Source organism: Vibrio sp. R-1 (assembly GCF_035615595.1).
Taxonomy (GTDB): Bacteria; Pseudomonadota; Gammaproteobacteria; order Enterobacterales; family Vibrionaceae; genus Vibrio; species Vibrio cholerae.
On the sequence record NZ_WPDC01000027.1, the window covers coordinates 1 to 12,259 of the forward strand.

The window sequence follows — 12,259 nt, forward strand, 5'->3', positions numbered from 1 at the left end:
AGATTTCATTTCGAAACCACTTGAACTCTTATGTATCTCTCTGGCCAATCATAAGCATATTTATTGCCTACTTTTATGGTTTTCTTTGCGATGAAGCAAAGCTCGTTGTCACCTAATGTGGAAACTTTCTTTACGACAGCGTTTTTCGGATGTGTGTAATCTAAATCAACAAAAACATCACAGTAACCTTCAAGTGGTTTTTTGCTCTTTTTGATCGACTTTTCAATTTGAGTCTTGATTTTCTTTGCCACTCGATTCAAATCCGCATCGTCCGCAAGCGTCGATTGACTAAAAATTGTGAGGAAAATGCTCAACATTACTCGCCTCAAAAACTTCATCAAATTCACCTCACCAAGATTAAGCAAGGAGGAAAATGTAACCGAAATATCTTCTTGGCGAGTTTGAACTTGTGTTGTTTGGAGCTTAACCTGCTTTTTCTTGCAATGACGATGTCGAGCAAGGATGATTAATACGCTTAGCGACCTTTCTTTAATGTCGAGCTTTGGCGTGTAAAGCCTTGGTGTGGGAATACGTTGCGGATTCTTTGCTGGATCTTTTTCGGGACTTGCTTCGAAAACGCCAGCTTGGCTCCAGTCCTTTGTTGATACACCTTAATTTCCCCTGAAAAAGGTTCATGTTGAGCGATATCGATAAGGTTATGTTTGAATGTTGGCGGAAAATGTCCCTTGCTACGAACAAGATGACCATCTTTGAAGCTGACCACCAAGATGGGTCTATCGATCGCGACTAGCCAGAAGATAATTATCGCCGCAAGAAGTATTACATACAGCATATCCATAAGAGACATCTCCTTATTCTGCTAATAACCGACTGAGATCTTCTTTTAAACTGTTGACGGTTTTGCTTGCCTTTTCACTTCTTGAAGCCTCGCTGAGTAGATACTCAATCGCATCGGATAATGTACAACCTAACTCATTGGCTTTTAGGGATAACTTTTCCCAAACTCGGTAATCTAAATCAATAGATTTCTTGCGTGTATGGATTTGTTCTGCATTAAAGTGGCGCTTACGCTTGGCTCTGATCGCTTGTTTAAGTTTGTTATCGAGCTCGGAAGACATATGTTCTTCAATCCAAGACAGTACATGGGTTGGTTCATGTTCTATCGCCCTGAGCTTCTGTACCGCAGCTTCAATTTCACTTTTATCAATATAGCGAGTAACGGGCTCTCCATCCTTCCATTTATTGATGAGATACTGCCATTTCCAACCACATTCTAAATTTTCAAGTTGTTGATATTTCATCTTCGGCCACTTTCCATTGTTATACAGTGACAGCGTAACCCACTGTCTACAGACTTGCAATTCTCCCTATCAAAAAAGCGAGAAAGATCATCGTCGACTTTCACTGTTCGCTGCTCGGCTTTTTCTATATAATTTGGCTCTTTTCAATCAGTTCGATATCTCAATGACCCAAAGCATCTGGCGCAGTGTAACGCCTCAATTTGAGCAGTTTAACAAAGTCTTTGAAAACTACCCTAACCTAGCTCCCATTTCACTGATCGAGATTCAGCCTCGTTTAACCAGTGCGCTTGAACAGTTTGTTCACCTTAAAGGGTTTAGTCGAATCCTCTTGATTAATGCTCCCGATAACTCGATTTATCGCTCTCTCTTTAAAGACGCATTACTTGAGCAGGATCTTGATGTTCCTGTCGTGAGTACAGAGACGTTAGATATTTCAGAGATTCTAGGCCAAGTCAAAGTTGAGCATGGTGGTCTAGTTCATAAAACGTCAGGATATCTCGAACAAGCGAATGGCGGTTATTTGATTGTTTCAGCGAATTTATTGCTGGCTAATCCACGCTATTGGCCAACAGTAAAAGCCGCCGTTTTGGGTGAAACTGTCTCTCCTATCAATTGCGATCCAAAATCTCCGCTCCCTAATCGCTTAGGTTCAAGTTACGACGTTAAACTTATTGTTGTCGGTGATCGCACGCAGCTTGGCGATCTGGATTTTTTAGATGCTGATATTCATTCCGGCTTATGTTTGTTTTCAGAGCTTGAATTAGATCTCAAGATAGAAGAAGAAACGATTGAAGACTACCTCGGCTACTTACGCTGGTTGTGTGAACAGTACAATTTGCCTTCATTAACCTGCTCTGCCATCCAGTCTCTGATGACGGCTGGTGCTCGTTATACTGAAGATCAACATTACGCTCCCCTTTGTTTAATGTGGCACCGAGCGCTACTTGAAGAAGCTCGCCTTGAATCTGAAGATCCGTTGATTGACGCTGAACATATTGAAATTGCTTTAGATAAACGCTATCTGCGCGAGTCTTATTTACCCGAAAGAGCTCTAGACGACATTCTTGACGGTCAAGTGATCATCGAAACCCAGGGTGAACAAGTCGGGCAAGTTAATGGCTTGACAGTCATCGAAGTCACTGGACACCCAATGCCTTACGGTGAGCCTGCTCGAATTTCCTGTGTGATCCATTTTGGTGATGGTGACATTGCGGATGTAGAGAGAAAAGTTGAGTTAGGCGGCAACCTGCATGCTAAAGGCATGATGATTATGCAAGCTTTTGTGAGTAGTGCCTTGAATCTTGATGGTTCTCTGCCCTTTTCTGCTTCGATTGTTTTTGAGCAGTCTTATAGTGAAGTTGATGGTGATAGCGCTTCACTGGCGGAATTATGTTCATTAGTGAGTGCGCTTTCTGAGTATCCGATTGACCAACAGATTGCTGTTACTGGCGCTGTTGACCAATTTGGACGAGTTCAAGCGGTCGGTGGTCTGAATGAAAAAATTGAAGGATTTTATCGCGTCTGTTGTCACCAAGGCTTAACTGGAGAACAGGGTGTGATTTTGCCAAGTTCGAACCTGAAACACTTGGCGCTTCATAAATCAGTAGTAGAAAGCATTAAGAATGGTGAATTCAACATCTGGCCTGTTTCGACGGTGGATGAAGCGATTCCTCTTCTCATGGGTAAACCTTTCCGTGGAGAAGATGAAGACAGCGTGATCGCAAAGATCGCTGAAAGAATTGATAATTTTGAAAAACTTGTGCAACCGCACGGAATTGTGGAACGGATCAAAAACTGGCTTAGCTGGCACTGATCGGAGTTGTTTGGCGTACACGTGTTCACTAACATGCACCCAACAAAAAATGGAGTAATCAATAATGCAGAACAAACGTGATTCGTATAATCGAGAAGATCTTTTAGCGTCAAGCCAAGGTGAGCTGTTTGGTGAGGGCTATCCTCAACTTCCAGCGCCAAATATGTTGATGATGGATCGCATTACCAAGATGTCAGAAACTGAAGGTGAATTTGGTAAAGGTTTGATCTTAGCTGAGCTCGATATCACGCCTGATTTATGGTTTTTTGATTGCCATTTCCCAGGAGACCCAGTGATGCCGGGATGCTTGGGCTTAGATGCCATGTGGCAACTGGTGGGTTTTTTCCTTGGCTGGGTTGGCGGTAAAGGTAAAGGTCGCGCGCTTGGCGTTGGCGAAGTGAAATTTACAGGACAAATTTTACCAACCGCTAAAAAAGTCACCTACGAAATTAACATGAAGCGTGTGGTGAACCGTAAGCTAGTGATGGGTTTAGCCGATGGTCGCGTACTTGTTGATGGCAAAGAAATATACGTAGCCAAAGATCTTAAAGTTGGCTTGTTCCAAGATACGTCTGCGTTTTAAAGATAGAATCTCTAAACGAATAACAGCCCGTTTCGGGCTGTTTTCCTAGCGATAAGCCTTTTCAAGCTTTGTTGTATGGGAAATTATTTGCAGAGACCAGAAAGTTTATCGTTTCTAGCATCACGCCAACCACCTAACCAATAAGAGCGTACTTCCGTCTGTTGATAGGGACATTCGTCATGGGATCGACCGTTTAGACCGGCTTTGTATCCTTGCGATTGAGCTCTTTCTAGGCGATCACGCTTTTGTCTCTTCATAGTTCTGTCCTCATACGGTAACTTTGGTGTAACGTACAACTATTAAACTTGTGTGGATCTTTTATGACCACACCAATACAGAATCGATCAATTATTCGCCTTTCTCAAGCAATAAAAAAGGCACAAACCCAAATCTGTGAGCTTGTGCCCTTCCTGACAAAAAACCTATTTTCTACGGAACCCTAGTACACCAAGCACCATCAAAAGCCCTAATCCGAAGCTACCCCCTTTACGTTCAGAGGCTTGCTCTTCGGTTGAACGCTGTTGAATGTTAGCACTTGTTGCATTCACAATTGGAACTAACTTCACGGCGACGACGGTTTCTTCGCGGTTACTACACAATGAATTATGTGCTGTCGTATCGTATCCACCTGAACATTTCAGCGCAGTTGCAGAGATAACGCCTGCATCATTTATATCCGTGGCATCAATAACACGGAACTGGTTGTTGTTGCCTGTTGCAGTATTGTCATTAGTGAGATCATCTAACAACCAAGCCTTATTAGCAAAAATAGCCATGCGGCTTGGATCACTGCCATTGGCACTGTATGGATAAATAAACCCTCTTTTACGGCGCGGTTTACCATCATTCTCACGGGTGTCGTTCGCGTCAACTTGACCGACAATCTCGTTATAGCTGTTAATTGCCCCTGCCTTGCCGCCGGCTCCTGTGAAGAAGATGCCGCCGGTTAAGAAGTTAGCTGTTGGAGTGCTAGCAGAAACATCTTCGATAACAAATAATCGATTACCCGCGGCTCCATTCTCTGGTCGGCTACCTGCGCGTTTAGCAGAGCCTAACGCGACGAGGTTTTTGTTTACATCGGTGACTACCGAATTACTGTGAATATAATCGCCACCAATTCTAGATTCAGCGCCTGAAACGGCTTTGGTCGTCCAACTTGCTGCATTAGAAAAATTACTGGTGTCATCTAGTTGGAAAACTGAGGCCTGCATGTAGTGATTGTCTGTATCGTATGAACTATAACCGACCGCGTATAGCTTACCGCCATTTTCAACGACATCACGCATACTGCCTTGTGCAAGACGATTATTGCGATTAGGTTCGGTACCCGTTGGCCAATTTAATTCAACGGTAGCACTGCCATCATTTTTCCAAATTGCGGGTTTGGAATAAAAGTAAGTACCTTCATTATTCGGGGAACTTTTAGAAACACTACCGACAGTGTAGTCACCATCTGTTTTCCATGCACGGGTATATAAGGCATCAGCTACATTAGGTGCACTGATTGTTGATGGTAGACGGGCTTGAATGGCATTAGCGTTTCTACGATACGTTGTCACGTCACCAGTTTTTACATTGATCCCGATAGGCGTAGCATTACTCGTTAGGCTATTAACAATCACGTTTTGTGACTCATCAATAGGCGCGCCTGTTGTTCCAGTACCAATAAAAGCAATTGAGTTAGCAACTTGCGTACTATTGATCTCTGCTTGCCAGCGATTCCAATGGGGATCTGCCCAGGTATTACACGTCGAATACAAAAGTTCGCTGTAGCAGTAGCGTTCAAAGTCATTGCGTTCTTGTACATAAACGAACGCATTATCAATCCCGAAAGCCACTTCATCACGGTAACTTAAACCATCGACTGCTTTACCTGTGCTGGCTTTTTCAATGCGAGTTTCACCTGCCAAAGCAAAGTTTTGACAATTCACACTACCGACAGTCGAATTATTAAAACAGCTATCTGTGCCTGTACTTGGTTGGATCGCCACACCCCATGCACTACCGTAGCTTTGCCCTGTGCTTGGGGTCACTTCTATCACTTGGTAGAGTGCCGCGTTGGCCGTTTGGGTAGCAAGTAATACGGCGCTGGCTAAAATCGAACGTTTAAAAGTAATACGACTCATGTTTTCTATTCACTTTCCTGTTGCATCGCTTCAAGCTCTTCCCAACGCTCAAAAGCAATTTCGAGTTCCTGCTCTGTTGCAGTTAACTTGTCTAAAATGGGTTGTGTTTTATCGACAGGCTGACTGAAAAAGTCTGGACTATTGACGATGTCTTGTAACGCTGTGATCTCAACTTCCAGCTCTTCTAATCTTTGCGGAAGAGCTTCAAGTTCGCGTTGCAGTTTATAAGATAACTTCTTCTGCTTAGTTTTCGATGGTGCGGATTTGGGAGACTCCTCAACCACTTTTTCTTTTTTGACGATATTTTCAGCAGCTCTGCTTTGTAAAACTTGGGCACGCTGTTGCTGAGCGTCATGGTAGCCACCGACAAATTCTTCAATCTTGCCGTCGCCTTCAAAAATCCAACTTGAGGTGACGGTGTTATCGACAAATTCACGATCGTGGCTGACCAGCAATAAAGTGCCTTGGTAATTGGCAAGCAATTCTTCCAAAAGTTCCAAAGTTTCGATATCTAAATCGTTGGTTGGTTCATCAAGCACTAATAGGTTGTTGGCTTTAAGCAAAATGCGCGCAAGCAGCAAACGGTTTTTTTCTCCGCCAGATAACGCTTTTACTGGGGTTCTTGCCCGCTTGGGTGAGAACAAAAAGTCCTGTAGATAGCTTAACGCGTGGCGAAGACGCCCGCCTACCATCACTTCTTGTTTACCATCCGCTAAGTTATCGATAACGGTTTTTTCAGGATCGAGTAACTCCCGGTATTGATCAAAGTAGGCGACCTCAAGCTTAGTACCACAGTGTATTTTGCCGCTATCGGGCTGTAAGTCACCTAGCAAAATTTTGAGTAAGGTACTTTTGCCACAACCATTAGGACCAATTAACGCAATTCGGTCACCGCGCATGATGTTGAAGCTGAAACCATCAACAATGGTTTTGCCACCGATCGAGTAATGAAGATTTTCGGCTTCAAAAACGATTTTCCCTGAGCGATTGGAATCATCGATTTGCAGGTTGACTTTACCCTGCACTTCACGACGTTCACTACGTTCTTGACGAAGACGTTTCAGTGCCCGAACTCGTCCTTCATTACGAGTTCTTCGTGCTTTAATACCTTGACGGATCCAAACCTCTTCTTGAGCGAGCTTTTTATCAAACTCGGCATTTTGCAGCTCTTCAACCCGCAGCATCTCTTCTTTTTCAGTAAGATAATTTTCATAATCTCCTGGGAAAGAGCTGAGTTGACCGCGATCGAGATCCACAATGCGGGTTGCCATAGACTTAATAAAAGCACGGTCATGGGAAATGAAAATGATAGAACCTCGGAAATCTTTCAGAAAACCTTCTAACCATTCAATCGTTGTTACATCAAGGTGGTTGGTTGGTTCGTCAAGAAGCAGGACATCGGGATCACACGCCAGTGCACGCGCTAATGCGGCTTTACGCTGCCAACCACCAGACAGGTCGGTTAGTTTGGTGTGGCCATCTAGTTTTAAGGAACCCAGCACATTTTTGATTCGATCTTCAAAGCGCCAAGCACCAGAAACTTCAAGCTGCTCTTGGATATGTGCAAGCTTATTAATGTTGGATTCGCTTGGATCTGTTGCTACGAGATCTAATTGATCTTGATAGATCTTGAGTTGTTCGCCAATGCCTTGCAGACCACCTGAAACATAATCAAATACAGTACCCGCTTGATTGCGAGGCGGATCTTGCTCTAAACGGGATACGACGACATCTTGCATGACTTGCATCTTGCCATCATCCAGCAGAATCTCGCCTGCGAGTACTTTCATCAGCGTGGATTTTCCGGCGCCATTACGCCCAACCAGACACACTCTTTCATTTTCTTGTAAGGCGAAATCAGCGTGATCCAGTAATGGGTGATCGCCAAAGGCCAGCAAACCGTTATGGATGGTAATTAATGCCATTATGTTTTAACCACTCTCTTAATTCTTGTATGTCAAAAGGCCAATTCAGTTCATTACCTTGGTAAGCGACAACCGGTATAGTGACCGCGTAACGAGAAAATAGCTCGTCATTAAAGGCAATCTCTACCACGTCAACTTGTTTGGTGAGCCCTAATTCATTGAGTAACGCATAGGCCATCTCACAGAGATGGCATCCTTCAGTGCTGTACAAGGTTATCATTGAATTTCCTAACTCTGATGGGTGATCAGCCAGCAGTTATGAATTTGTTTATTTCGCTCAAAATCCAGCGGTAAGGTTTGATGCGAGATATTTTGAGCGTTGAGGCCCAAAGCGTGTAGCGCTTCCATATCCATCTTGAAATGGCGCTTGTTATTAGAGAAAACAATCGTCCCTTCTGGGCGCAGCAACCGTTTAAGATTGGTCATAAGCGTGACGTGGTCACGTTGTACATCAAAAGTCTGCTCCATACGTTTAGAGTTAGAAAACGTTGGCGGATCAATAAAGATAAGATCGTACTGGCTTTGGGCATTCGCGAGCCACTGTAGACAGTCGGCCTGAACGTACTGGTGCTGACGCCCAACCTGCCCGTTTAACTGCATGTTCTCTTTGGCCCATTCAAGATAAGTTTTCGACATATCGACGGTCGTCGTCGATTTTGCACCGCCACAAGCAGCATGTACTGTCGCAGAGCCGGTATAGGCAAATAAATTGAGAAAATCTTTGCCTTGTGCCATTTGCCCTAAACGACGACGAGTAATTTTGTGGTCAAGGAATAAGCCAGTATCGAGATAATCGTATAGGTTGACGATCAACTTCACGCCATACTCGGTAATTTGCATGGTCTGTGCTTGCTGGCCGAGTTTCTCGTATTGCGACGTGCCTTTTTGTCTTTCACGAACTTTGAGCACGACGTTGTTCGCATCGACATCCAACACTTGAATGGCTGCGCGAATAATATCGGTCAAACGACGCTTCGCTTTCTCTTCAGGAATATCCTTTGGCGCTGCGTACTCTTGGATCATGAGATGATCTTGGTAGACATCAATAGCCACATTGTATTCGGGAAGATCCGCATCATAGAGGCGGAAGCAATCGAGCCCCTCACGCTTAGCCCATTTGCCAATCTTGTTGAAGTTTTTCTTCAAACGGTTGGCAAAATCGGGGGCAATGAGGATTTCTTGAGTACCTTCATTGCTGACGCTGTTTTGCTCTCGCATGGCTATGGTGTAATTCTTTTGGTGACATGGTAACGCACCATTATTCAACTTGAACTGTTTGTCCGCACGCATGCGCAAACAACTGAGTAATTCATCAGAACTCGAGAAAATAGAAGCGTGGCAGCCACCAAACTCAGCTTTAAGCTGTGCACCAAATGCAGTGTACAGAGCGATCAAACCGGGATGAGTACCTAAACGCTCACCATACGGTGGGTTACAAATCACAATACCTTCAGCGAAGTTTTCTGGGCGTTTTACTTTTGCCGCATCACCCAAGGTAAAGCTGATTAGCTCTTCTACACCGGCACGGCGGGCGTTATCTTTAGCCGTCTGCAATACGCGGTTATCGTTATCTACGCCGTAGAAATGAGTTTCTACCTTTTTGACTCCACGTTTACCTTGCACGCTGGCTTCTGATTTCACACTTGCCCAGAGTTCTGGTTCGAAATCTTCTAATGCTTCGAAGCCCCACTTTTTACGTTGTAAGCCTGGAGCAATATTGGCAGCCATCATCGCCGCTTCAATCAGTAAGGTACCGGAGCCACACATAGGATCGAGAAGCGGTTTACTGGCATCCCAACCACTGCGCAGAATGATTGCGGCGGCTAATGTTTCACGTAATGGCGCTTTACCTGCTTCAGTTCGGTAGCCGCGAGCATGCAAGCCTGAACCCACCATATCGATACCAAGCAGAGCATTCTCTTTGTGTAAGCGGACATGGATATGAAGATCTGCAAGATCTTTACTGATCGACGGACGCGGAAGATTTTTCTTAGTGAAGCAATCTACGATGGCGTCTTTGACTTTCATCGCACCGTATTGGCTATTGCGAATTTCTCGGTTCGTGCCATTGAAATCAACAACGAGCTTTTTAGAACTGTGGAAATAGTTGACCCAGTTGACTGAAGTTGTTGAAAGATAGAGATCTAAGTCATTCTGACACTTAAATTCAGCCACAATACGAACAAATCTTGATGCGAGACGACTCCATAGACAGCAGCGATAGATCTGTTCATTGGTTGCTTTAAATTTAACCCCGGCCTGAACGGGTTTGGCATCGTTAATACCCAGTTGGGTTAATTCTTCAACTAATAGATTCTCAAGGCCGTTAGACGTCACCGCTAGATACTGATTCATAGTGTTCTTTTGCTGATAAAAATGGTCTCAGATTATAACTGACAATGTGAACCATACCTAAAGCTAACTCATCACCAAGCCAAAAAATCTCTCTTTTACCCATTCGATCCTTTCTATGCCGATCATATCGGTCAGTGTGTACACACTCCTGTTCCAACGCTTGCTAACTAAGCATTTATTCTCGTTAGTGACTACTTATTCATGCTTATTTTGGACTATACCAGATGCATTTTTACACTGTAAATAAGTTACAAAAGGTCATAAAACGGGAATTTCCGACTTAAAAATACAAAGTGAATGCCCTGTTTCACTGTGTTTAAGTAAAAAATAGATGTCTAAATTTTGTACCGAGCTCACATTGCCTAACGAATTAGCTCGATTTAAAGGCAAAAAAAATCGGCTTACGCCGATAAGAAATGAAGGAACGAAATAGGAAAGGAACGAATGTTGAATAAAAAATTAACTGACCATGGCCATTTGGGGTGTATACAAAAGTGTATTCACATCCGACATTCTGTCGTGCATCACTTTAATCACTTGACCAAATTCCAGTGTTTTGCTGCCGTTTAAAGCAAAAGAAACCAAATCACTGTACGCGCAAAGAGTGGCGTTCTCCCCCACTTCTAACGCAATAAAAATACCGCTGTTAAGGGAGTTTCGTAGAGATATCAGCTGACCTTGTTGTGGGGTATAACCGGTTCCCTGACCATCAAAAAACCAGCTTTTAGGCTGTACGGGTTTGTGGAAGCGTTTTGCGGCCACACAGTACAGCGCCAACTCCGCTTTACGAGGCTCACTCAGAGGTAGACAGGCAATGTGTTCTTTGTACAACTGAAAATCAGAAGCGTCATCTACGGTGAAGGGGTTCTCGATGAATGCACAATCCACCAAAAGATTGCGACTGAGATTGGTACGAAACAGCATATCGTCACCAAGGTTGAGCATCAGATAACCTTCGCTATCTGAGAAGTACCAACTCCATTTGTCACTTGGTTTAAGCATTGTTCCACTCTCAACGATACATTTGGGAGGATGAGGTAAGCTATGTGACCTACCCTTGCCTATGAATATCAGTAATTCTATGAAGGTGCCGAGAAAAAAAAAGAGGAAATGCGTTAGACATTTCCTCAGTAATTCCGCTGATAAATCGGGGAACTTACAGGTTCTTGACGATATCGGCGACCAGCCCTGGTCCTTGATAAATAAAGCCGCTATAGACCTGAACTAATTTTGCTCCTGCTAAGAGCTTTTCTTTGGCGGATATGTAGGAATCGATACCACCGACCCCGATGATCGGAATTTCTTCACCGAGTTCTTTATACAGACACTTAATAACTTCTGTACTGCGGTTTTGCAAAGGTCGTCCACTGAGGCCGCCAGCTTCGTTGGCAAACTTCATCCCTTCAACCAATGAACGATCTAAGGTGGTGTTTGTCGCGATGACACCATCGATTTTGTTTTTCAAAAGTGATTGGCAGATTTGCTGAATTTCATCGTCACTTAAATCTGGTGCAATCTTAAGTGCAAGCGGGACATATTTATCGTGTTTCGCTGCTAATTCAGCTTGGCGAGTTTTCAATGCAGCAAGCAGTTCATCCAGCGCTTCACCGTATTGTAGAGAGCGAAGTCCTGGTGTGTTCGGAGAAGAGATATTTACGGCGATGTAACCTGCGTAAGGATAAACTTTATCCATACAGATCAAATAGTCCTCTGCCCCTTTCTCAATCGGAGTATCTTTGTTTTTACCGATGTTGATCCCGATGATCCCATCGTATTTGGCTCGCTTAACATTCTCAACCAAGTGATCAACACCCAGATTGTTAAAGCCCATTCGATTGATGATGCCTTCAGCATGCACTAAACGAAACAGGCGTGGTTTGTCGTTACCTGCTTGTGGTCTTGGTGTGACTGTGCCTACTTCAACAAATCCGAAGCCCATCGCGCCAAACGCTTCGATGCACTCGCCGTTTTTGTCGAGCCCTGCTGCTAAACCGACTGGATTTTTAAAGGTTAAGCCCATGCATTGAACTGGACGATGAGGAAGTTGTTGACGATAGAAGAGATCGAAAGGAGTGCCAGTGAAACGTTTGAAATTAGAGATGGCCAGATCGTGTGCCTTTTCGGCATCCAATTGGAAAAAGCCAGCTCTGGCTAAGCGGTAAAGCATAATGCCTCCGAAAGAAAAAAGCCCCGAA

The 12,259-nt window shown here is 44.0% G+C and carries 12 protein-coding genes; 2 read left to right on the forward strand and 10 right to left on the reverse strand.

Annotation, left to right across the window (positions count from 1 at the left end; all coding sequences use genetic code 11):
* Positions 1-5 precede the first annotated feature (5 nt).
* The 3 genes from GOU96_RS08055 to matP form a co-directional block, all read right to left on the reverse strand.
* Entirely contained in the window at positions 6-317 is a 312-nt protein-coding gene (locus GOU96_RS08055) for a hypothetical protein (RefSeq protein ID WP_000948761.1), read from the reverse strand.
* A gap of 158 nt (positions 318-475) precedes the next feature.
* A complete protein-coding gene (locus tag GOU96_RS08060; protein ID WP_042988050.1) occupies positions 476-793 on the reverse strand; it encodes a DUF3634 family protein in 318 nt (105 codons plus the stop codon).
* A 19-nt stretch (positions 794-812) separates the two neighbouring features.
* Entirely contained in the window at positions 813-1,262 is a 450-nt protein-coding gene (gene matP, locus GOU96_RS08065; protein ID WP_000877146.1) for a macrodomain Ter protein MatP, read from the reverse strand.
* A gap of 163 nt (positions 1,263-1,425) precedes the next feature.
* Here matP and GOU96_RS08070 point away from each other — a divergent pair, with 163 nt between their 5' ends.
* Together GOU96_RS08070 and fabA are read left to right on the forward strand one after the other, a co-directional pair.
* On the forward strand, positions 1,426-3,075 hold the full coding sequence (locus GOU96_RS08070; protein WP_069648030.1) for a S16 family serine protease: 1,650 nt from the start codon (positions 1,426-1,428) through the stop codon (positions 3,073-3,075).
* A gap of 64 nt (positions 3,076-3,139) precedes the next feature.
* On the forward strand, positions 3,140-3,658 hold the full coding sequence (fabA, locus tag GOU96_RS08075) for a bifunctional 3-hydroxydecanoyl-ACP dehydratase/trans-2-decenoyl-ACP isomerase (RefSeq protein WP_001180252.1): 519 nt from the start codon (positions 3,140-3,142) through the stop codon (positions 3,656-3,658).
* A gap of 83 nt (positions 3,659-3,741) precedes the next feature.
* Here the strand turns inward: fabA and rmf are convergent, their stop codons facing one another.
* From rmf to pyrD, 7 genes are all read right to left on the reverse strand, one after another.
* The gene (rmf, locus tag GOU96_RS08080) at positions 3,742-3,915 is read right to left on the reverse strand and encodes a ribosome modulation factor (RefSeq protein ID WP_001881287.1); all 174 of its coding nucleotides are present in this window, start codon (positions 3,913-3,915) and stop codon (positions 3,742-3,744) included.
* A gap of 165 nt (positions 3,916-4,080) precedes the next feature.
* A complete protein-coding gene (locus GOU96_RS08085) occupies positions 4,081-5,784 on the reverse strand; it encodes a DUF3466 family protein (RefSeq protein WP_113628810.1) in 1,704 nt (567 codons plus the stop codon).
* 5 nt (positions 5,785-5,789) lie between these two features.
* Positions 5,790-7,709, reverse strand: a complete 1,920-nt coding sequence (locus GOU96_RS08090; RefSeq protein WP_042988028.1) for an ABC transporter ATP-binding protein — start codon at positions 7,707-7,709, stop codon at positions 5,790-5,792.
* On the reverse strand, positions 7,687-7,929 hold the full coding sequence (locus tag GOU96_RS08095) for a glutaredoxin family protein (protein ID WP_199354771.1): 243 nt from the start codon (positions 7,927-7,929) through the stop codon (positions 7,687-7,689). Before GOU96_RS08095 ends, GOU96_RS08090 begins: the two co-directional genes overlap by 23 nt.
* Before the next feature lie 8 nt (positions 7,930-7,937).
* A complete protein-coding gene (gene rlmKL, locus GOU96_RS08100) occupies positions 7,938-10,064 on the reverse strand; it encodes a bifunctional 23S rRNA (guanine(2069)-N(7))-methyltransferase RlmK/23S rRNA (guanine(2445)-N(2))-methyltransferase RlmL (protein ID WP_001077794.1) in 2,127 nt (708 codons plus the stop codon).
* Between the two features lie 459 nt (positions 10,065-10,523).
* Entirely contained in the window at positions 10,524-11,066 is a 543-nt protein-coding gene (locus GOU96_RS08105) for a cell division protein ZapC (RefSeq protein WP_000917525.1), read from the reverse strand.
* Positions 11,067-11,220: 154 nt separating this feature from the next.
* A complete protein-coding gene (gene pyrD, locus GOU96_RS08110; protein ID WP_000966883.1) occupies positions 11,221-12,231 on the reverse strand; it encodes a quinone-dependent dihydroorotate dehydrogenase in 1,011 nt (336 codons plus the stop codon).
* Positions 12,232-12,259: the final 28 nt, after the last annotated feature.